Source organism: Arthrobacter saudimassiliensis (genome assembly GCF_059090665.1).
The window spans coordinates 713717-735480 of the sequence record NZ_JBNHFX010000003.1 but is presented as its reverse complement, the minus strand read 5'-3'; the positions used below and the strand labels follow the sequence as shown (position 1 = coordinate 735480).

Here is a 21764-nt window from a genome sequence, read left to right as displayed (position 1 = left end):
GGATACCTAGCCTTTCATGGCCCCGCTCAGGGCGAAGGACCCGCCGAATCCGCGGGAGAGGATGTACAGGACGATCACCGGAACCGAGTAGAGGATGGAGAACGCCGCGAGTTCTCCGTAGGCCACGCCGCCGTACTGGTCGAAGAAGCGGAAGATGCTCACCGACGCGGGCTGGTTGTCGGGCGAGAACAGCAGGATGAACGGAACGAAGAAGTTTCCCCATGCCTCCAGGAACACGAAGATGAACACCACCCCCAGCCCGGGGCGCATCAGCGGCAGCACCACATGGAACAGCGCCTTCATATTGGAGGCCCCGTCGATCCAGGCGGCTTCCTCCAGGGACACCGGCACCGAGTCCATGAAGTTCTTTGTCATCCAGATGGCGATGGGCAGGAACGTGGCGCCCATGAAGAAGATGGTGCCGGCCAGGGAGTCGAGCAGGTTCAGCTGCACGAACAGGCTGTAGACCGGCACCATGATCGCGGTGATCGGCAGGCAGGTGCCGAACAGGACGGTGTACATGAAGGGGCGCTTGAACCGCAGCTGGTAGCGGGAGAGCGGATAGGCGGCCAGCACCGCGGCGGTGACGGTCACCAGGGCGGAGCCGACGGCGAGGATGAAGCTGTTCAGCAGCGGCACGAAGGTCTGCTGGGCGGTCATGATCGCCCCGAAGTTCTCCAGGGTCAGCGTGGCGGGGACGGCCAGCCGGTAGCTGGCATCCGCATTGACGGAGGCGGTCAGCAGCCAGGTCAGCGGCAGCAGGAAGGACACGGCGAAGATCGCGAGCACGATGTTCGCGCTGCGGGCGCTGCGCCGTCGCCCGCCCCGGCCCGCGGTGCTGACCGGGCCGGTGCGGGGATTGCCGGCCGGGGCGCCGTCGTCGGGGGCCCCGGCGGTCCGGGCGGTGCCGGGACGGCGCAGCCGGCCGGGGTCGGCGGCGGAGTCGAGGGCGGCCATGGTCAGTCCTTCCGTTCGCGCAGCATGCGGATGTAGGCGATGGAGAACACGGCGCCGATGAACAGCATGACGACGGCGATCGCGGTGCCGTAGCCGATGTCCCCGTACTGGAACGCCTGCTCATAGGCCATGATCGGCAGCGTGGTGCTCGCGTTCAGCGGCCCGCCGCGGGTCACCACGTAGATCACCGTGAAGGTGCCCAGGGTAAGCAGGGTGATCAGCATCAGGTTCGTGGCGATGCTGCGCCGGATCATGGGCAGGGTGATGAAGCGCAGCAGCTGCAGCCGGCCGGCGCCGTCGATGGTGGCGGACTCGGTGATTTCCGGCGGCACGTCGTTGAGCGCGGCCTGGTAGTTCATCATCGAGAAGGCGGTGCCGCGCCAGATGTTCGCCAGGACCAGGGCCAGCATGGGCTGCTCGTACAGCCAGTCCACGGCCGGCAGCCCGGCCAGCCCGGTGAGCTGGTTGAGCATGCCGTCGCGGAAGAAGAACGCGTAGGCAATGAACGCGGCCACGATCTCCGGCAGCACCCAGGCCGCCACCACGCAGGTGCCCACGATTCCGGCCACCACCCGGTTGGCGCGCTGCATGATCAGGGCCAGGGCCAGCCCCAGGCAGTTCTGCCCGATCACCGCGGACCCGAGCACGAACAGGAACGTCAGCCACAGCGAGCGGGGGAACAACGGGTCGCTGAGCAGCGTCCGGTAGTTCTCCAGCCCGATCCACTCCGGATTCCGGGCGCTGACCCCGGTGAGGCCGGCGTCGGTGAACGATCCGTAGAACGCCCACAGGATCGGCCCGCCGAGGAAGATCAGCAGCAGCGCCACGGCGGGCAGCAGCGGCAGCAGGCGGGCCCACCGGCGCAGCCGCACCCCGGCGGCCGGGGTGCGGGGCGGGAGCGCGGACTGCCGGGCGCGGGCCTCCGCGGGCCCGGCGGCCCGGGCGGGGGAGCTGCTCGCCATCGCCGCTATTTCTCGGTCACGTTGTCTTCGCCGACGATCCGCTTCAGCGTTTCGTCGTACGTTGCCGCCGCCTCCTCCGGGGACTTGCCTCCGGCCACGACCTCCTGCGTGGCGGTGAGCACCGCCGTGTCGATTTCGGCGAAGTCCGCGGTGGCGGGCCGGTAGTTGCTCACGTCCAGCACCTCGGTCACCTCGGCGGCAAAGGGGTTCATCTCCTGGTACTCGGGCGCCTCCGCGACGTCGGTGCGCACCGCGATCTTGGAAGCGTCCACCGTGTAGGCCAGCGAGTTGTCATAGTTCATCGCGGTCTTGAGGAACTCCACCGCCAGGTCCGGGTTCGCGGTCCCGGCCCCGACGGCGAGGGTCCAGCCGCCGGACATGCTCACGGCGCCCGGTTCCTGGCCGTCCTGGGTGGGGAAGGGGGCGGTGGCCATGACCTCCCCGTATTCCGGCCATTCGTAGTCCGCGCCCTCCTGCCAGAACTGCGGGGCGTAGGAGCCCTCCACCGTGGCGCCCATCCGGTCCTGGGGAAGCATCTCGCCGACGATCTGCTGCCAGATGTTCGGATCCAGGGCCTCGGCCGGGGTCACGGCCAGGCCCTCGTCGTAGATGGTCTTGAGGAACGCCAGGGAGTCGATGAACCCCTGCGAACCCGTCACCCACTTCTGCTCGTCCTCGTCGTAGAGGGCGCCGTCCTCGGTGCCGTACAGCAGTTCGTAGAAGCTCTGCATGGTCCCGGCGTACATGCTGAACGGCACCACGTCCGGATTCGCCGCCTTGACGGTGCGGGCCATCTCCAGCAGGTCGTCCCAGGTTTCGGGCTGCCACGGCAGTTCGATGCCGGCCGCGCCCAGGACGTTCCGGTTGTACCAGATGACCCGGGTGTCGGTTTCCAGCGGCACCGCGTACGTGCCGCCGTCGTCGCCCAGCCCGGCCTGCTTGGCGGTCTCGTTGAAGGTGTCCCAGTCCTCCCAGTCCGTGAGGTAGTCATCGAGCTGCAGGACGTAGCCGGCGTCGACGTCGGCGCGCAGCTTGAACGAATCCTCCACGAACACGTCAGGGGCGGTGTCCGGAGACCGCTGGGACAGGGCGAGCTTGGTGGCGTAGTCGTCGTCGTTGCCCTCGATGGGCGTCAGCTCCACGGTGACGCCGTCGTTGGCGGCCTCGAACTGCTCCTTGGTGTCTTCCATCAGGCCCTCGAGGACGGGGTCCGCCTTCTTGTAGGCGATCCGCAGGGTCTGCGAATCCTCCCCGCCGGCCTCGCCGCCCGAGCATCCGGTGAGCACCAGGCCCGCCGCTGCCGCCACTGCCATCAACGTCTTCGTCATGCCGCGCATGGTTCTCCTTTGATCCACGACGTGCCCGGCAGCTGCCGGCGGCCTGCTTGGTGACCCGAAGGCTAGTACGTCGCCGGAACTTACTCAACGGGTCCGGTCGGGTGGGCGGCCGGCCGGAGCGGCGCTGATCAGCACGTTTGTGCCCGACGCCGGCGCGGGGACGCGGCAGCGTCCGGCGCACGCGCTTCCGTGGCCTCGGCGTTTCGGGCATTGACCGGCGCGCGGGGCGGTGCCACCCTCGTGCTACGAGAAAGGCACGGGCATGACACATCACGGCGGATCCGGCGGCCGCAGGCCGGGCAGGAACAGGGCCGACGGCGCCGACTACACCTTGACCGAGCCGGCCCGGGACGTGGTGTTCGTGCAGGGGCCGGCGTCGAACTGGCTCCTGCTGCGCCGCGGTGCGGAGTTCACCCTGGTGGACGGGGGATATCCGGGGGACCGGACCCTGGTCCTGGCCTCCATCCGCGAGGCCGGGCTGGATCCGGGCGCAGCTGCGGCGGTGCTGGTCACCCACGCCCACGTGGACCATACGGGGGCGGCCGCGTTCTTCGCCGAGGCCTACGGCACGCCCGTGCTGGCCAGCCGCGGCGAACTGGCCCTGCTGCGCGGACAGGAAAAAGCGCAGGTGCCCGCGCTGCAGGTGCTGGCCCGATCCTGGCGGCCGCGGGTACTGGCGTGGAGCGTGCAGGTGCTCGGCGCGGGCGGGCTCGCCAGGGTGAGGATCCCGGATGCGGCGGCCTGGACGGATGGGCAGCTCGCCGAGCTGCCCGGCAGTCCCGTCGCCGTGCCCACCCCGGGCCATACGCCCGGGCACACCGCCTTCTATCTGCCCGGCGCGCACGCCGTGATCACCGGCGATGCACTGGTGACCGGCCACCGGACCAGCAGCCACACGGGGCCGCAGCTGCTGCACGGCATGTTCCACCACGACGGCGCGGGGACGGCGGACGCCCTGCTCACCCTGGCCCGTCTCGACGCGTCGCTGCTGCTGCCCGGGCACGGGCCGGCGCTGCGGGTCGGCATCCGGGAGGCGGTCGACGCCGTGCGCGGAGCCGCCAGGCGCAGCCGGCCGCGCGCCGTCGTCCTGCCCGGACGCCGGCAGCCGGGCTGGGCGGGCGAACCCGGTTACGGTCGGGTGCCGGACCGAAGCCGGGCCGTTCGGGGCTGACGCTCCGAGGCCCCGCGTGAGCGCGGAGGCGGCGGTCGGCTTCCCGAGGGCGGAACCGCCGCCGTACACTTTCCGCGACAGGCAGCACCGGACCCCAGCGAACGGACCGGGCCATGGACGAGAAAACCCCTGCACAGCGCAAACCCCGCCGGGAGCCGGACACCAAACGGGCGGCCATCCTCGGGGCCATGTTCCTCATGGCCACCAGCGCCATCGGCCCCGGCTTCATCACCCAGACCACCGTGTTCACCGTGCAGCTGGGGGCCGCGTTCGCGTTCGCGATCCTGGTCTCGATCCTGGTGGACATCGCCGTGCAGCTGAACGTCTGGCGGGTCATCGGCGTCTCCGGGCTGCGCGCCCAGGTGCTGGCCAACAAGGTGCTGCCCGGCGCCGGCTGGGTGCTGGCCGCGCTGGTGTTCGTCGGCGGGCTGGTGTTCAACGTCGGCAACGTGGCCGGCACCGGGCTGGGCCTGAATGCCATGCTGGGCCTGGACACCCGGATCGGGGCCGCCGTTTCCGCCGTCCTGGCCATCCTGATCTTCCTCTCCAAACGCGCCGGCCTGGCCCTGGACCGGATCGTGGTGATCCTCGGCGCGGTGATGATCCTGCTCATGCTGTACGTGGCGATCGTGGCCGCTCCGCCGGTGGGGGAGGCGCTGAAGAACACCGTGCTGCCGGACCAGGTGGACTTCCTGGCGATCACCACCCTGATCGGCGGCACCGTGGGCGGCTACATCACCTACGCGGGCGCGCACCGGATGGTCGACGCCGGCAACTCGGGCATCGGCAACATCCGCCCGATCACCCGGGCGGCGCTGCTCGGAGTGATCGTCACCGGAGTGATGCGGGCGCTGCTGTTCCTGGCCGTGCTCGGGGTGGTGGCCGGGGGAGCGGTGCTCACCAGCGGCAACCTCGCCGCCGAAGCGTTCGGCGTCGCCGCCGGGGAGATCGGCATCCGGATGTTCGGCGTCGTCTTCTGGGCCGCGGCGCTGACCTCAGTGATCGGCGCGTCCTACACCTCGGTCTCCTTCGTCACCTCCCTGACCACCAGCGCCCGGGTCCGGAACCTGCTGACCGTGGCATTCATTGCCGTCTGCGCAGCGGCCTACCTGCTGGCGGGGCAGCCCCCGCAGACCCTGCTGGTGTTCGCGGGTGCGTTCAACGGCCTGATCCTGCCGCTGGGTTTCGCGATCCTGCTCTGGGTGGCGTGGCAGCGCCGGGACCTGCTCGAGGGCTACCGGTATCCGAAGTGGCTGCTGGCCGCGGGGGTGCTGGCGTGGCTGCTCACGCTTTACCTCGGCTGGAACTCCCTGGCCGGACTGAGCACCCTGTGGCAGTGACGCATGTAAAAAGCGTGTAAAGAATCGATGGATTGTTCAACAAAAACAGGCGTGGATTGTTCAACAACCCTTAGACTGCTGGAAGCCCCTGTGGCGCCCCCCACATCTCCCAGCGATCGGAATCACCGCATGGACAGCACGCCGACGAAAGTGAAGGTCCGGCCCAACGCCAAGCGCACGGCCCTGCTCGGGGCCATGTTCCTCATGGCCACCAGCGCCATCGGGCCCGGCTTCATCACCCAGACCACGGTCTTCACCGTCCAGCTCGGCGCGGCCTTCGCCTTCGCCATCCTGGTCTCGATCCTGGTGGACATCGCCGTCCAGATGAACGTCTGGCGCATCATCGGCGTCTCCGGCCTGCGCGCCCAGACCCTCGGCAACAAGGTGCTGCCCGGCGCCGGCTGGGTGCTGGCCGGGCTGGTCTTCCTCGGCGGCCTGGTGTTCAACATCGGCAACATCGCCGGCACCGGCCTGGGCATGAACGCCATGCTGGGCATGGACACCAAGATCGGCGGGGCGATCTCCGCCGCCGTCGCCATCTTCATCTTCCTGTCCAAGAAGGCCGGCCTGGCCCTGGATCGGATCGTCGTGGCGCTCGGCGCGGTCATGATCCTGCTGATGATCTACGTGGCCATCTCCGCCGCCCCGCCGGTGGGCGAGGCGCTGAAGAACACCGTGCTGCCCGAGCAGGTGGACTTCCTGACCATCACCACCCTGATCGGCGGCACGGTGGGCGGTTACATCACCTACGCCGGTGCCCACCGGCTGCTGGACTCCGGCACCACCGGCCCCGGCCACGTCAAGGACATCACCAAGGTCTCGCTGCTGGGGATCATCGTCACCGGCGTGATGCGCATGCTGCTGTTCCTGGCCATCCTGGGCGTGGTCGCCAGCGGAGTCACCCTCGCCGGCGACAACCTCGCCGCGGACGCCTTCCGCCACGCCGCCGGGGAAATCGGGCTGCGGATGTTCGGCATCGTGTTCTGGGCCGCGGCCCTGACCTCGGTGATCGGCGCGGCCTACACCTCGGTCTCCTTCATCACGACGCCGGCCACCAAGGACCGCACCCGCAGCCTGATCACCGTGGCGTTCATCGCCTTCTGCACGGTGGTGTACCTGCTGCTGGGCCAGGCCCCGCAGACCCTGCTGGTCTTCGCCGGCGCGTTCAACGGGCTGATCCTGCCGCTCGGCTTCGGCATCCTGCTCTGGGCCGCCTGGCGCCGCCGGGACCTGCTGCAGGGTTACGAGTACCCCAAGTGGCTGCTGATCATCGGCGTGCTGTCCTGGGCGCTGACCCTGTTCCTCGGCTGGAATTCACTCTCCGGCCTCGCCGCGCTCTGGCAGTAACCGACGTCGGGCGCTGCCCGGCCCGCACATTGGAAGGATCGAAGGATGACCAACTCCACGGCTTTGACCGCCGCCGACCGCGCGGCAATGTCCCCGGCCGAGGCCCGGGCCCGGTTCCGGGACGGGCTGGTGACGCCGACGGCGGGCTGGTCCGCCGGGTACGCGCAGGCGAACCTGATCATCGTGCCCAAGGCGCAGGCCTTCGACGTCCTGCTTTTCGCGCAGCGGAATCCCAAGTCCTGCCCGATTCTGGGCGTGCTCGACGCCGGCGAAACCAGCGGCCCGCTGCTGGCCGGCGGCGACATCCGCACCGACGTGCCCCGCTACACGGTGTACGTGGACGGCGAGAAGGTCGCCGATCCGACGGATATCACCGAGTACTGGCGCGATGACCTGGTGACCTTCATTGTCGGCTGCAGCTTCACCTTCGAGGCGGCGCTGCAGGAGGGCGGGATCCGGATCGCGCACATCGACCAGGGCACCAATGTGCCGATGTACCGCACCTCGGTGCGCTGCGAGCCGGCCGGGTCCATGGCCGGCCCGATGGTGGTCTCGATGCGCCCGGTGCCCGCCTCCCAGGTGGCCGACGCCGTGCGGATCACCTCGCGCTATCCGGCCGTCCATGGGGCTCCGGTGCATGTCGGCAACCCGGCCGAGATCGGGATCGCGGATCTGTCCCGGCCGGACTTCGGCGACCCGGTGGAGATTGCCGAGGGCCACGTGCCGGTGTTCTGGGCCTGCGGCGTGACCCCGCAGGCGGCGGTGATGGAGTCCAAGCCGTCCCTGGCCATCGGCCACGCGCCCGGGCACATGCTCATCACCGACGCCCGGGACAGCTGCTACCTGGTGCCGTAGCGGTTAAGGGCCGGTTATGCGCCGGTCCTGTCCCGGCCCTCGCCGTGCCGGCAGATGACGGCACAGCGGGGGCCGGCCGCGTCGGCTCCGCTCCCGCTTACTTGGCCACGAATGCCAGCAGCGCCTTGTTGACCTCGTCGGCGTGCGTCCAGAGCAGGCCGTGCGGGGCGCCGTCGACCTCCACGTAGTCCGCCTCCGGCAGCGCCTGCCGGAACCGGCGGGCGGTGGCATCGATGGGCAGGATGTTGTCCGCCGTGCCGTGCAGGATCAGCGACGGCCTGCCGCTGGCGCGGACCGCCTCGATGTCGGTGCGGAAGTCTTCGATCCAGGACGGGACGACGGCGTAGGCGGCCACTGGCGCGCTGATGCTGGCGGTGTTCCAGCTCGCTGTCACGGCCTCCTGGCTGATCCGTGAGCCGAGGGTCTCGTCCAGGTTGTAGAAGTCGGAGAAGAAGTTGGTGAACCAGGCGTAGCGGTCCTCCCGCGCCTGGGCGGCGATCCCGTCGAAGACCTCCTGCGGAACGCCGTCGGGGTTGTCGTCCCGGGCGACGAGGAACGGTTCCAGTGAGGCGAGGAAGGCGAGCTTGGCGATCCGGTCCGCGCCGTAGCGGGAGACGTAGCGGGCCAGCTCCCCGGTGCCCATGGAAAACCCGACGAGGATGACGTCGCGCAGGTCCAGGGTCTCCAGCACCTCGTTCAGGTCCGCGGCGAAGGTGTCGTAGTCGTAGCCGCTGCCGACCTTGCTGGATGAGCCGAAGCCGCGGCGGTCGTAGGTGATGACGCGGTAGCCGGCGTCGAGCAGTTCGCGCGCCTGCCGTTCCCAGCTGTGTCCGTTGAGCGGGTAGCCGTGGATCAGGACCACGGGCTGACCGCCGCCGTGGTCCTCGTAGTAGAGGTGGATCGGGGTGCTGTTCTCGGTGCCGACCTGGATGAATCCCATGGCTGTTCCTTTCCTGGCGGGGTGGACGTGCGCCGATGGTACCGGCCCCTGGGCAGCAGGCCCACAGCAGAGCCGGGAGCAGGCCCACAGCCCGGACCGTCGCGGCTCCCTACCGCCCGTCAACCTCCAGATGGCCCAGCAGCTCCGCCTCCGCGGCGTCCAGGTAGCCGCGCAGCACGTCGGCGGCCTTCTTCCGCTTTCCGGCGCGCAGCAGCTCCACCAGCTTGGCGTTCTGCTCCACATAGTGGGTGTGGAAGTCCGGTTCGCTGCTCATGGCGTGGAAGACCAGGCGCATTTCGGCCAGCACCAGGGACATCATCTGCTGCAGCCGGCAGCTGCCGGACATCGCCACCACGGCCTCATGGAAGGCCTGGTTGGCGGCAGCCATCTCCGCCACCGCACCGCGCGACTTCGCGTCCCGCGCGTCGGCGATCACGCCGTCCAGCCGGTCCAGGTCCAGCTCCGGGCCCCACAGCACCGCCGCCGGTTCCAGCAGCCGGCGCACCTGGTAGATCCGCCGCACCGCGTCGGCGCCGGGGGAGGCCACGAACACGCCGCGGTTCGGATAGCGGGTCACCATGGCTTCGCCGGCGAGGACGGTGAACGCCTCCCGCAGCGTGTTGCGGGAGACCTGCAGGGACGCGGCCAGCTGCTGTTCGGACAGCTTGGTGCCGGGTAGCAGCTCCCCGGCGGCGATCCGGCTGCGCAGCACCTCGGCCACCCACACCGTGGTGTTGGCGTGTGCGTCCCGCTGCGCGGCGTCGTCCCCCAGGTTCACGAGCATCCATCCAATTTAGCGGCCCGGAGCGGACCGGCGGCGCACCGCCGGTCCGTGTGACGGAACCCGGTCAGCCGATCTCCCCGAGGGCGTCGCCGCGGCCGACGGCGGCACCCGGTTCCAGGCCGGCGCGGGCGAAGGTCCCGGCCCGGTGGGCGCGGACGGTGGTCTCCATCTTCATCGCCTCCAGCACGGCGACCGGATCGCCCTCGGCCAGCTGCGCGCCGTCGTCGGCCACCCACTTGACCAGGTTCCCGGCCATCGGGGACGCCAGCACCGCCTCGTCCGCGGTTCCGGCGGCGGCTCCGGCGGGAGCGCCCGCGGCACCGCCGCCGGAGCGCAGCGCGTTCAGCAGGTCGGCGGGCAGCCCGACGGCGACGGCGCGGCCGTCAATGTCCACGGTGATGGTCTCGCGGGCGGTGCCGTTGGCGGCGGCGGCGATGTGCGGGGAGGCGGCCAGCGGCTCGGCGAACTCGGATTCGATCCAGGTGGTGTACACCCCGAGGTCTCCGTCACGGGTGAACGCCTCGGAGCGGACCACGGCCTGGTGGAACGGCACCACGGTGGGCACGCCGCGGATCACCAGCTCATCCAGGGCGGCCTTCGCGCGGCGCAGCGCCTGCGGCCGGTCCTCGCCCCAGACGATCAGCTTGGCCATCAGCGAGTCGTATTCGCTGGGCACCACGGAGCCGGAGCGCACCCCGGTGTCCATCCGGATGCCGGGGCCGGTGGGCGGCTCGAAGGCCTCCACCGGGCCGGGACCGGGCAGGAACCCGCGGGCCGGATCCTCGGCGTTGAGCCGGAACTCGAAGGCGTGCCCGTGCGGCTCGGGGTCTTCGGTGAAGGACAGCGGCAGCCCGTCGGCGATGCGGAACTGTTCGCGGACCAGGTCCACGCCGGCGGTCTCCTCGGTGACCGGGTGCTCCACCTGGAGCCGGGTGTTGACCTCCAGGAAGCTGATCAGCCCGTCGGGGGAGACCAGGTATTCGACCGTGCCGGCGCCGGTGTAGCCGGCCTCCCGGCAGATGGCCTTGGCGGATTCGTGGATGGTGGCGCGCTGCTCCTCGGTGAGGAACGGGGCCGGCGCCTCCTCGACCAGCTTCTGGTTGCGGCGCTGCAGCGAGCAGTCGCGGGTGCCGACGACGACGACGTTGCCGTGCGTGTCGGCCAGCACCTGGGCCTCCACATGGCGCGGCCGGTCGAGGAAGCGTTCGGCGAAGCACTCGCCGCGGCCGAAGGCGGCCACCGCCTCGCGGACCGCGGATTCGAACGCGTCCTCCACATCCTCCAGCCGGCGGGCGATCTTCATGCCGCGTCCGCCGCCGCCGAAGGCCGCCTTGATCGCCACCGGCAGGCCGTGCTCTTCGGCGAACGCGCGGACCTGCTCGGCGCTTTCGGCCGGGCCCTCGGTGCCGGGCACCAGCGGCGCCCCGGCGCGGACGGCGATTTCGCGGGCGGTGACCTTGTTGCCCAGGTCGCGGATGGCCTGCGGGGACGGGCCGATCCAGGTCAGCCCGGCGTCGAGCACCGCCTGCGCGAAGTCCGCGTTTTCGGACAGGAACCCGTAGCCGGGGTGTACCGCGTCGGCGCCGGCGCGCCGGGCGGCGTCGATCAGCTTTTCGATGTTCAGGTAGGTGTCCGCGCCCGCGGACCCGCCGAGCGGATAGGCCTCATCGGCGATCCGCACGTGCAGCGCGTCAGCGTCGGGGTCCGAGTACACGGCGGCGGAGGCGATGCCCGCGTCGGCGCAGGCGCGGGCCACGCGGACCGCGATCTCGCCGCGGTTGGCGATCAGGACCTTGCTCATGGGGGTGCTCATGCGGTTCCTTCCGGAAACAGCCCGGCCGCCTGCTCCGCGGTGAACGGGGCGAGCGTGTCGGGGTCGACAAATACAAAGCGGAGGGAGTGCCCGGGCGGCAGCTGCGCCGCGACCGGCAGGTCCTCGGGTACGACGACGGCGATCACCGGATAGCCGCCGGTCACCGGGTGATCGGCCAGGAACAGCACCGGCAGGCCCGACGGCGGGACCTGCAGCGAGCCGGCGACCACGCCTTCGCTGGGCAGCTCGCCCTCGCGGCGGCGGGCCAGCGGGGCCGCGTCCGGGTCCTCCGGGTCCAGCGCGAGCCGGACACCGATCCGGTTCGATTCGCTGGTGGTGAGCCAGGTCTGCGCGGCCAGCGCCGCGGCGGCGTCGGCGCCGAACCAGTCCTGCCGGGGCCCGGCGGTGATCCGCAGCAGGGCCGGCGTCGCGCCCTCGCCCAGAGTGCCGGGGCTGCCGGCGGCACCCAGCACGGGCGGTTCGGCGTCGCCGACGTGCAGGCCCGCGGGCGCCGGTCCGACCGGCAGCCGGGTGCCGGCGGCCAGCGGCGCGGGGCCGATGCCGCTCATGGAATCGGTGCTGCGGCTGCCCAGCACCGCGTCCACGGCCAGCCCGCCGCGGACGGCGAGGTAGGCGCGCACCCCGCGGAACGGGGTGCCCAGGGTCAGGGTCTCCCCGTCGAGCAGGGCGAACGGGGCGGCGTGCGGAGCCGGGCGGTCCCGGTCCCCGGCGGGGGAGACGACGGCGGCGGGCAGCTCGGCGCCGGTCAGGGCCAGCACCGTGTCCCCGTGGGCGGTGAGCTCCAGGCCGCCGAAGAGGTTCTCGACGACGGCGGCGTCGGCCGGGTTGCCGACCAGCCGGTTGGCCTGCCGGGCCGCACGGGGATCGGCGGCGCCGGCGGCGGAGACGCCCAGGTCGGCGTAGCCGGGCCGGCCGAGGTCCTGGATGAGGGACTGCAGGCCGGGTGCCGTGACCTGAAGCCAGCCGCCGGTGAAGTCGCCGGGGATGGCGTCGGGCGCTTCAGCCGGTTCCCGGCTTGATGCGGGTGCGGCGGCGGGGGCCGACGTCGTGAGCTGCTCGCGGACGGCGGTGAACTGCACCCTGTCACCGGGGCGGACCAGGGCCGGGGACTCACGGTCCAGGTCCCACATCGCGGCGTTGGTGCGGCCGATCAGCTGCCAGCCGCCGGGGGATTCGCGCGGATAGACCGCGGAGTAGTCCCCGGCCAGGGCCACGGCGCCGGGCGGCACGGCGGTGCGGGGGCTGGAGCGCCGGGGCACGTTCAGCGCCGGATCGCCGCCGGTGAGGTAGGTGAAGCCGGGGGCGAAGCCGCCGAAGCCGCCGGTCCAGGTGGTGCCGGTGTGGGCGCGGACCACCGCGTCCTCGGAGAGGCCGGTGAGCCGGGCGACCTCGGCCAGGTCCGCGCCGTCGTACACGGTTTCAATGGTGACCGTGCGCGCCTCGCCGGCGTCGCCGTGGGTGAGGTCCAGGGTCCGGAGCAGGGGTGCGGCGGCGACGGTGTCGCGGCGGCTGCCGAAGCGCACCAGCACGGTGTTCGCTGCGGCCAGCGCGTCCACCTGGCCGGGCAGCGGATGGGCCTTGAGCTGGCTGTGGAGGCCGACGACGTCGGCCAGCGAGCCAAGCTCGACCAGCAGCGCGCGGGTGCCGGCGGGCCGGATTCCGAGGATGGTTCCGGCCCGGGTGTCGGCGCCGCTCACACGAAGCTCTGGATGCTGACGCCGGCGTTCTCCAGGCCGGTGCGGACGGCCCGGGCCATGGCGACGGCGCCGGGGGTGTCACCGTGCACGCAGATGGACTCGGCCTGCATCGGAATCTCGGTGCCGTCGATGGCGATGATGGTGCCCTCGGTGGCCAGCCGGATCATGTTCTCGGTGACCTTGTCGGCGTCGTGGATGACGGCGTCGGCCTCGCGGCGGGAGACCAGGGTGCCGTCCGGGTTGTAGTTGCGGTCCGCGAACGCCTCGGCCACGCCGCGCAGTCCCGCGTCGGCGGCCTTGTCCAGGGCGACGGCGCCGGGCAGCAGCAGCACCGGCAGCTCGTTGTTGAAGGCGCGGATGGCGTCCACCACGGCCTGCGCGTGGTGCTCGTGGTGCACGATCGTGTTGTACAGCGCGCCGTGCGGCTTGACGTATTCGATGTCCGCGCCGGCGCGCTGGGCCAGGGCCTGCAGGGCGCCGAGCTGGTAGAGAATGTCGTCGGCCAGTTCGGTGGGGGAGCAGTCCAGGAAGCGCCGGCCGAAGCCGGCCAGGTCCCGGTAGCCCACGTGCGCGCCGATGGTGACACCGGCGGCGACGGCGTCCCGGCAGGTCTGGGCAATGGTGGAGGGGTCGCCGGCGTGGAAGCCGCAGGCGACGTTGGCGGAGGAGACGGACTCGAAGACGGCGGCGTCGTCGCCCATCTCCCAGCTGCCGAACGATTCGCCGACGTCGCTGTTCAGGTCAATGATCGGCATGGCAGGTCCTAACGCGCCTCGGGAACAGGGGTTCTCCAAGTGTGCGGGATCACGGCGGATTGTTCAACAATCTGACGCTTTCTTTGCCTGCCCCTCCTGATCCAGGAGGGCGGCGAGGCCGTCCAGGATGATGCCCAGTCCGACGTCGAACTCGGCGCCGAAGCTGTAACCCGGCTGCATCGCGCGGTCCATGGCCATCTCGGCCAGGTAGGGCAGGTCCTCGGGGGAGAAGGACCGTGCCATTGCCTCGACCACCTGCGGATCCGCGTCCGGGGTGCCGACGGGCAGGCCGGCCTCCTGCAGCGCGAAGCCGTAGATGTAGCTGTCCAGCAGGGCGTAGGCGTGCCCGGCGGCGGCGAGGGAGAGTCCGGCCCGGCGCAGCACGCCCAGGGTGGCGTTGTGGTGGCGCAGATTCGCGGTGCCCGGCGTCGTGCGGGTCTCCATCAGTCCGACCGCCCAGGGGTGCCGGGCCAGCGCCGCGCGCATGGCCCGGGCCCGGTGCTCCATTGCGGCGCGCCAGCCGCCGGGCTCCTCCTCGGGCACGGGGACCTCGGCGAACACGAGGTCCACCAAGCCGTCCAGGATGTCCTCCTTGTTGGCGACGTGGTGATAGAGGGACATCGGCTGCACCGCCAGCGCCTGGGCGAGCGAACGCATGGTCAGCGAGCCGAGCCCGCCGGCGTCGGCAAGGCGGGCGGCATGCTGCAGCACCCGGTCGCGGGTCAGCGGCGGGCGGGGCTGTCGGGAAGGCGATGTGGAAGTCACTGCCGGCAAGTGTAGCGCCACCGTACTTTGTAAGGTAGCTTCCCCTTACTAAGTAAGGGTGGGCGCTGGTTCCGGCCGGTTCCTCCTATGGATTCGTGGAAGGACTCCGTCATGGCCCGCACCTCCCGTACCTCCCGTCCAGCCGTTCCCACCGACACCGCCAACGCCGGGGCCGTTACGCCCGGCGCCAACCCGGCCGACTCCGCCGGAAGGACGGCGCCCGGCGCAGGCCTGCCCGTGGCGGCTCCCGCCGTGCTGCAGCACGGCTACGGCGGCGCCGAGGTCCTGAAGCTGGCCGAGCACCCGGTGCCCAGGCCCCGCGAGGGCGAGGTCCTGGTGCAGGTCCGCGCGGCCGGCCTGGCCCGCGGCGCCTGGCACATGATGACCGGAACCCCCTATCTGCTGCGCGCCGGCTTCGGACTGCGCCGGCCCCGGCAGCCGGTCATGGGGCACAACCTCGCCGGCACCGTGGTCGCCGTCGGTGCCGGCGTCTCCCGGTTCCGGACCGGGGACGAGGTCTACGGCATCGGCCGGGGCTCCTTCGCCTCCTTCGCCTCTGCCCGCGAGGACAAGCTGGCCGCCAGGCCGGCCGGGCTGGACGCCGAGCACGCGGCGGTGGTGCCGGTGTCCGGGCTGACCGCCCTGCAGGCGCTCGACGCCGCGGGAACGGCCGCGGGAATGCGGGTGCTGGTCCTGGGGGCGGCCGGCGGGGTCGGCAGCTTCGCCGTGCAGATGGCCCGGGCCGCCGGCGCCGAGGTCACCGGGGCGTGCAGCACCGCCAAGGCCGGGTTCGTCCGGTCCCTCGGCGCCGCCGCGACCCTGGACTACACCCGGGAGGATTTCGCCGCGGGCGGGCCGCGGTATGACGCGATCATCGATGTCGCCGGCAGCCCGTCTCCGGCGCGCCTGCGCCGGGCACTGACGCCCGGCGGCACGGCTGTGATGGTCGGCGGAGAGGAAGGCGGCCGGCTCACCGGGGGATTTTTCGAACGGCAGGCCGGCGGTGCGCTTCTCTCACTGTTCGGCGGGCGCCGGCTGGTCGGACTGATGAGCCGGGAAAGCGCCGCCGACCTGGAGCGCGTCACCGCGCTCATCGAGTCCGGTGACGTCGTTCCGTACATCGACAGCCGGTATCCGCTGGCCGACGTCGCCGCGGCCATGCGGCGGCTGGAGTCCGGCCAGGTGCGGGGCAGCATCGTGCTGCATCCCTGAGGCCGACGGTTCTCCACATCGGCGGAATCTCGGCGCACTGTTCAACACTCCGGACGGCATGACGGTCGCTGGCCGTAATGGTTGACGCCACGTGATTTAAGTCACTAACCTCAGAGTACGAAATATGAAACCTGCGTACGGAATGCGTACGCACTCTACTCGGGAAGGAGGTGTGCCTTGAGTGCGTTGACCGTGTCACGCCAAACTTCCCGTGTTCGATCCGGCTCCATGATCGGGAAGATCGCAAAGGGCATCTGTCTGCTGATCTTCACCTGGTTGTTCGTCTGGCCTCTGGGAATGCTGATTTACGGCGCCTTCAACACGTCGCCCCTGGCAGCAGGACGGAGCTGGACACTCGACGGATTCCACCGCGTGTTCAGCGACTCCGCCACCTACCAATCTCTGGGTGCGACGATGGTCTATGCCGTGGTCATCACCGTGCTGTCGATGGCGATCGCGATCTTCTTTGCCACCGTGACGACCCGCATGGACGTTCCGTTCCGCCGCTTCGTCACGCCGGTTATGGTCGTCCTCGTCGCGATGCCCACGGTGCTGTATTCGCTGAGCTGGGCGATGCTCGGCGCCGGCCAGTCCGGCCTCATCAACCGTGCCCTCGATTTCATCGGCTTGGACGCCTTGGCCCAGTCCTTCAACACGCGCAGCTGGTTCGGGCTGGTCCTGGTCACAGTGCTCAAGGCCAGCGCCCTGGCGTACATGATTGTCCTCGGGGCCTTCCGGAACCAGAACGCCGCGCTTCAGGAGGCGGCCAGGATCAGCGGGGCTTCCCGGATGCAGTCGTTCTTCGGCATCGAGCTGCCGGCTCTGCTGCCGGCCCTGGGGGCGGCCAGCCTGTTCATTTTCGTCAAGGGCCTTGAGGCGTTCGAGACCCCCGCAGTCCTCGGACTTCCGGCCGGCATCAACGTCTACGCAACGCACATCTACGACTACCTGCGCGGCGGCTACGAGGCCGATTACCCGGCCGCATCCGCCTCGTCGCTTGTCATCGTGGCGATTCTGGCCATCCTCGTGCTGGTCCAGCTCAAGCTGACGGGCGGCGGCAAGAGCTACACCTCGGTGGGCGGCCGATCCAAGGAGAGCGGGCTGCGCCGTCCGGGCAAATGGGCACCGGTCGTCGTCGCCGCCATGCTGGCGTTCTTTGCGGCTGCCCTGGTCCTGCCCACGTTCCAAGTCCTCATCAGTGCGTTCCAGCCCTATCTCGGCTCGCCGGACCTTACGCTGGCCAACATCGAGCGGCTTCTGGACACCCCCACCGTGATCCGGGCCCTGCAGACCACGATCATCGTCGCGAGCGTCGGCGGTCTGCTGACCGTGCTCCTGGCCCTCGTCGTCAGTTTCGCATTCGTGCGGATGAAGGGGCGCCTGGGCCGGTATATCCAGCTGGCATCCTGGGTTCCGGCTGCCATGCCCGGGCTGGTTCTGGGCCTGGCGTTCCTGTGGTCAGTGCTGCTGACGCCGGGCACCCGATCGCTGTTCGGAACGGTGTGGATTCTGGTCCTGGGCCTGGCCGTGGCTACTGTGCCGCTTGCGACCCGCACGCTGGAGGGGGCGCTGGCCCAGATCGGCGTCGAAATGGAAGAAGCCGCCCGGATCGCCGGCGACAGCTTCCTCCGCGCCGTCGGCACCGTCACCGTCCGGCTGATGGGACCCAGCCTCATCTCGGCCTGGTTCCTCGTCGCGATCACGATGTCCGGCATCCTCGATGTCCCCATCCTGCTTGGCGGCGCACGAACCGAAATGATCGCCACGGTGAGCTTCGGCTTCTACAACAGCGGTGAAACCGTGCTGGCCTCGGCGCTGTACGTCATCTTCACAGCTGCGATGGCTGCCCTCGCAGCCGTCGCCTTCCTCGCCTGGCTTCTGGTCCGGGCCCTCGTCCGCCGATCCGCTGCCCGTCCTGCCGCAGCAGAAGAAGGAGCCACATCATGACCGGTATCTCCATTCAGGGACTTCACAAGTCCTTCGGAACCAAAACGGTGCTGGACCACGTCAGCCTCGATGTCGAAGACGGTGAGTTCATCTGCCTGCTGGGTCCCTCCGGCTGCGGCAAAAGCACGCTCCTGCGGTCAATCGCGGGACTCGAGACGCCTGAAGGCGGCACGATCGCCCTGGGTCGCGACATCGTTTTCGACGGTGAGCGGGGCGTGAACAAAGCCCCCGAACAGCGGAAGCTCGGGATGGTTTTCCAGAGTTTCGCCCTCTGGCCGCACAAGAACGTCTTCGACAACGTCGCATACGCGCTGAAGCGGGCCAAGACGCCCAAGGCGGAAATTGCGGAGCGGGTCCGGGAAGCACTGGTGATGGTGGATCTGTGGGACTACCGGGAGTCCTTTCCCGGGACCCTCTCCGGTGGCCAGCAGCAGCGTGTGGCCTTGGCCCGCGCCGTCGTCGCCCGGCCCCGGCTGCTGCTGCTTGACGAACCCCTTTCCAGTCTCGACACGAACCTGCGCGCCCAGATGCGCCGGGAGGTCAGGCGTATCCAGCAGCACCTGGGTGCCACCGCCGTCTACGTCACCCATGACAAGGAAGACGCCGGCGGCCTGGCGGACCGGGTGCTCGTGCTCCAGGATGGGCGGATCGTCCAGCAGGGCGCACCCCGGGAAGTCTTTGTCGCGCCGAAAACCGCCTTCGTGGCCGAGTTCGTGGGCTTCGACAACTTCTTTGAGGCGAGGGTCATCGACTCCACCCCGGATCGCGCAGCCGTGCAGGTGGGCAACGGCAATCGGTTCAGCGCTGTGACCTCATCCCGGCTCGAAGCCGGCAGCACCGCCACCGTGGCCATCCGCTCCAGGTTGGTGCGGGTCGAACCCGGCACGGATACCGCCGCCGAGAACGCGTTCACGGGCACCGTCCTCTCAAAGGCGCACCTCGGCGACGACGTCGAAATCGTCGTGAGTGACGGCAGGGCGGAAATCGTGGCCCGGGTCCGCCCCGGGTACGCCCGGAGCATCGAAGCCGGGCAGCAGGCCACCGCCCTGCCACCGGACGGCACCGTCGTCGTCGTCGAAGGCACCCGCAAGGGCGGCCAACGACTCGCCGCTGCACCGCGCATCCCCGCACACGCCTAAGGAAAGACAACACATGAAGAATCTCAAGAGGCTCGCCCTGGCAGTAGCTGCGACGATGCTCCTGGCCGGCTGCAGCAGCGCAGAGGCCGAAAGCACGGAGGTCACGGCTACCAGCATGGCTGAACTGTACGAGGAGGCGAAGGCCGAAGGGCGGGTGGTCGTCTATGGCCCCACCGAAGACCTTTTCAGCGCCGTCTACGAGGATTTCCGCGAGGCCTATCCGGGCATCGAAGTCGTCACGTCGGACATCTTCGGCCAGGAACTGGACTCCAGGCTGGAGGGTGAACAGCTGGCCGGAGGGTTCGAAGCCGATCTGGTGCACATCGGTGTATCGGACGTGGAACGGTTCCACGAGAAGGGATATCTCGCTCCATACCGGCCGTACGGCACTGAGGAGCTGGACCCGGCTTTCCTCGGCCCCGAGGATGCATGGAGCGTTCCGTCCCAGCACCTCTACGGCACCGCGTACAACACCAACGCCTTGGCGGCCGACCAGGTGCCCTCCAGCTGGGCACAGCTGGCCGGCAAGGAGTTCACCGGCATGGCCACTGCGACGCCCAAGCAGAGCGGTGTCACCCCGCAGATGCTCGCCGCCGCGCTGGACGCTGGGGTGATCGATGAGGCCTGGATCGACAGGTTCAAAGCCGACACCGCTCCCAAGGTGTTCCCCAGCGTCGCCAACGCCCTGCAGGCGACCGTGACGGGTGAAACAGAGCTGGCCTTCATCGCCGGCTACGGCAGCTACATGCGCCAGGTGGAGCAGGGCGCACCGCTGGGCTTCGCGGCGATGTCCGACGGCGCCTACTTCTCCGACGTCGCCTACGGAGTGCTCGACGGCGGCCCCAATCCGCACGCGGCACGGCTGCTGATCGGATGGATGTTCAGCGAGGAAGGGCAGGCCTCGGTTGCCGAGCACGTCTTCGAATTCGGAACCATGCCCAACGCGCCGCTGCCGGCGGGCGCCGAGGCACTCGGCGACCCGACGCGGCTGCCCTACCCGGGCGCCGAAAGCTACCGGGCCACGCTCGAGCTGCTCAACGCCAAGTTCTAACCGCCGTGCCGGCCCCCGCCGCCGGCACGGCCCCTCATCAGGAGCTGTTTCATGAATACCGAAGTGCTCATCGTCGGAGCCGGCCCGTGCGGCACGACGATCGCCAATCTGCTGGGCGTCTACGGCGTCCGGACCATCATCATCGACCGCGCTCCAGCCGTCATTGACTATCCGCGGGGCGTTGGAGTGGACGACGAATCCCTCCGTGTCTTCCAGGCCTGCGGCCTGGGTCGCCAGGTACATGCGGACATGATCCAGAACCAGGCCCTGATCTGGTTCGACTCGCATCAGACAAAGCTGGCGGAAATCGCCCCGTCCGGCCAGCCGTTTGGATGGCCACGCCGGAATTCCTTTCTCCAGCCGATGCTCGAAGCCAAACTGCGCGAGGGCCTGACGCGCTTCGACCACGTCCAGCTGCTCGTGGAACAGGAGCTGGTGGGCCTGCGCGAGACCGAATCGGGAGTGGAAGCGCACCTTGTATCGGCCGCCGACGGCCGCGAGGAGACCATCACCGCCCAATACGTCATCGGCGCTGACGGCGGCCGCAGCACGGTCCGCAAACTGATCGGCGCCGTCCTGGAAGGCAGCACGCTGGGGGCGCGATGGCTCGTAGTGGACATCAAGGACTCGACCTATCACGCGCCCTTCTCCGGCAACTACATCAGCAGCCGGCGTCCGTTCGTCTCCATCGACCTGCCCTTCGGGTACCGCCGGTTCGAGTTTCGGCTCAACGACGACGAGACCGACGAACAGATGGTCCGCCCCGAAGCCGTGGAAAACCTCATCCGGACCCATTTCGACTGGACCGGACCGATGCCCGGTCTGGAGCGCTCTCGGGTGTATTCGCACCATTCCCGCGTAGCGGACCGCTTCCAGATCGGCAGGGTCTTCCTGGCCGGCGATGCCGCGCACCTGCAGCCGCCCTGGTTCGGCCAGGGCATGAACTCCGGCATCCGGGATGCTGCCAACGTCGCCTGGAAACTGGCCGCCGTCATCCGCCGCGGCGCCGACCCCGCCGTGTTGGAAAGCTACGGGCAGGAGCGCCGTGGCCACGCCCGCGCCCTCGTGGAGCTCGCCACGACGCTGGGAAGGGTCTACGGCCCGAAAACGCTGGCAGGGGAGAAGCTGCGCAGCTACGGGCTGCGCGCGATGCAGCGCATTCCGGCCACGCGGGACTACCTGCTCCAGATGAAGTTCAAGCCCATGCCCTTCTATGAGCAGGGCATTGTCCTCGAGCCGTCTCCAAAGAAGCCGGTGGGACGAATGTTCATCCAACCCGACGTGGAACTTCCCTCCGGACAGCGGGTCAAACTCGACGAGGCGGCGGGCGAGTGGTTCGCGTTGATCGGGGTCAACACGGATCCCGCCGAACACCTCGACGAGGAGTCCCTGCGGTATTGGCGCTCGCTCGGTGCACGATTCCTGCGTGTGAACCGCTCCCGGGCCGGGGAACACATGCGCAGGGCCGGTTCTGAAACCGTCATCCTCGACGACGTGCAGGGCGGGTTCCGCGACTGGGCCCGCGGGCACGCGGACCGGGAGATCGTCCTGGTCCGGCCGGACCGTTATTTGGCCGCCACCTGCAACCGGAGCGAAGCCAACGCCATGACCCGGCGGTTCATGTCAGTGCTCCCCGTCAAGACCGCCGCCCTAACCCCCAACTAAGGAGAA

At 69.9% G+C, this 21764-nt stretch carries 18 protein-coding genes; 9 read left to right on the top strand and 9 right to left on the bottom strand.

All coding sequences use genetic code 11. From position 1 onward, the window contains the following. Positions 1–6: 6 nt before the first annotated feature. The 3 genes from AC5RV6_RS14530 to AC5RV6_RS14520 are packed head-to-tail and all read right to left on the bottom strand — an operon-like array spanning position 7 to position 3256. A complete protein-coding gene (locus AC5RV6_RS14530; RefSeq protein ID WP_494008032.1) occupies positions 7–957 on the bottom strand; it encodes a carbohydrate ABC transporter permease in 951 nt (316 codons plus the stop codon). Positions 958–959: 2 nt separating this feature from the next. Further along, positions 960–1919, bottom strand: a complete 960-nt coding sequence (locus tag AC5RV6_RS14525) for a carbohydrate ABC transporter permease (RefSeq protein WP_494008031.1) — start codon at positions 1917–1919, stop codon at positions 960–962. A 5-nt stretch (positions 1920–1924) separates the two neighbouring features. After that, entirely contained in the window at positions 1925–3256 is a 1332-nt protein-coding gene (locus AC5RV6_RS14520) for an extracellular solute-binding protein (protein WP_494008030.1), read from the bottom strand. A 262-nt stretch (positions 3257–3518) separates the two neighbouring features. Here AC5RV6_RS14520 and AC5RV6_RS14515 point away from each other — a divergent pair, with 262 nt between their 5' ends. From AC5RV6_RS14515 to AC5RV6_RS14500, 4 genes are all read left to right on the top strand, one after another. Beyond that, positions 3519–4427, top strand: a complete 909-nt coding sequence (locus AC5RV6_RS14515) for an MBL fold metallo-hydrolase (RefSeq protein WP_494008029.1) — start codon at positions 3519–3521, stop codon at positions 4425–4427. Positions 4428–4540: 113 nt separating this feature from the next. Continuing rightward, positions 4541–5767: an NRAMP family divalent metal transporter gene (locus AC5RV6_RS14510; protein ID WP_494008028.1), complete on the top strand. Its 1227-nt coding sequence runs from the start codon at positions 4541–4543 to the stop codon at positions 5765–5767. A 129-nt stretch (positions 5768–5896) separates the two neighbouring features. Next, positions 5897–7114, top strand: coding sequence for an NRAMP family divalent metal transporter (locus AC5RV6_RS14505; RefSeq protein WP_494008027.1), 1218 nt, complete (start codon positions 5897–5899; stop codon positions 7112–7114). Between the two features lie 45 nt (positions 7115–7159). Then, positions 7160–7969: a putative hydro-lyase gene (locus tag AC5RV6_RS14500; RefSeq protein WP_494008026.1), complete on the top strand. Its 810-nt coding sequence runs from the start codon at positions 7160–7162 to the stop codon at positions 7967–7969. A 97-nt stretch (positions 7970–8066) separates the two neighbouring features. Here AC5RV6_RS14500 and AC5RV6_RS14495 read toward each other — a convergent pair whose 3' ends face one another. From AC5RV6_RS14495 to AC5RV6_RS14470, 6 genes are all read right to left on the bottom strand, one after another. Next, complete coding sequence (locus AC5RV6_RS14495; RefSeq protein WP_494008025.1) at positions 8067–8909, bottom strand: alpha/beta fold hydrolase; 843 nt, start codon at positions 8907–8909, stop codon at positions 8067–8069. Positions 8910–9018: 109 nt separating this feature from the next. Continuing rightward, positions 9019–9693, bottom strand: a complete 675-nt coding sequence (locus tag AC5RV6_RS14490; protein ID WP_494008024.1) for a GntR family transcriptional regulator — start codon at positions 9691–9693, stop codon at positions 9019–9021. A gap of 64 nt (positions 9694–9757) precedes the next feature. Continuing rightward, on the bottom strand, positions 9758–11494 hold the full coding sequence (locus AC5RV6_RS14485) for an acetyl/propionyl/methylcrotonyl-CoA carboxylase subunit alpha (protein ID WP_494008105.1): 1737 nt from the start codon (positions 11492–11494) through the stop codon (positions 9758–9760). Positions 11495–11502: 8 nt separating this feature from the next. Further along, positions 11503–13224 carry a 5-oxoprolinase subunit B/C family protein gene (locus AC5RV6_RS14480; protein ID WP_494008023.1) on the bottom strand — a complete coding sequence of 574 codons (1722 nt, stop codon included), beginning with the start codon at positions 13222–13224 and terminating at the stop codon, positions 11503–11505. Then, a complete protein-coding gene (locus tag AC5RV6_RS14475; RefSeq protein WP_494008022.1) occupies positions 13221–13979 on the bottom strand; it encodes a LamB/YcsF family protein in 759 nt (252 codons plus the stop codon). Before AC5RV6_RS14475 ends, AC5RV6_RS14480 begins: the two co-directional genes overlap by 4 nt. A 63-nt stretch (positions 13980–14042) precedes the next feature. Continuing rightward, on the bottom strand, positions 14043–14744 hold the full coding sequence (locus AC5RV6_RS14470; protein ID WP_494008021.1) for a TetR/AcrR family transcriptional regulator: 702 nt from the start codon (positions 14742–14744) through the stop codon (positions 14043–14045). A 111-nt stretch (positions 14745–14855) separates the two neighbouring features. Here AC5RV6_RS14470 and AC5RV6_RS14465 point away from each other — a divergent pair, with 111 nt between their 5' ends. The 5 genes from AC5RV6_RS14465 (at position 14856) to AC5RV6_RS14445 (ending at position 21758) form a co-directional block, all read left to right on the top strand. Next, positions 14856–15956, top strand: a complete 1101-nt coding sequence (locus AC5RV6_RS14465; RefSeq protein ID WP_494008020.1) for an NAD(P)-dependent alcohol dehydrogenase — start codon at positions 14856–14858, stop codon at positions 15954–15956. A 228-nt stretch (positions 15957–16184) separates the two neighbouring features. After that, positions 16185–17903 carry an ABC transporter permease gene (locus tag AC5RV6_RS14460; protein WP_494008019.1) on the top strand — a complete coding sequence of 573 codons (1719 nt, stop codon included), beginning with the start codon at positions 16185–16187 and terminating at the stop codon, positions 17901–17903. Beyond that, on the top strand, positions 17900–19042 hold the full coding sequence (locus AC5RV6_RS14455; protein ID WP_494008018.1) for an ABC transporter ATP-binding protein: 1143 nt from the start codon (positions 17900–17902) through the stop codon (positions 19040–19042). The genes AC5RV6_RS14460 and AC5RV6_RS14455 overlap by 4 nt, the downstream gene beginning before the upstream one ends. A gap of 13 nt (positions 19043–19055) precedes the next feature. Then, positions 19056–20093 carry an ABC transporter substrate-binding protein gene (locus AC5RV6_RS14450; protein WP_494008017.1) on the top strand — a complete coding sequence of 346 codons (1038 nt, stop codon included), beginning with the start codon at positions 19056–19058 and terminating at the stop codon, positions 20091–20093. Between the two features lie 51 nt (positions 20094–20144). Beyond that, on the top strand, positions 20145–21758 hold the full coding sequence (locus tag AC5RV6_RS14445; RefSeq protein ID WP_494008016.1) for a bifunctional 3-(3-hydroxy-phenyl)propionate/3-hydroxycinnamic acid hydroxylase: 1614 nt from the start codon (positions 20145–20147) through the stop codon (positions 21756–21758). Positions 21759–21764 lie beyond the last annotated feature (6 nt).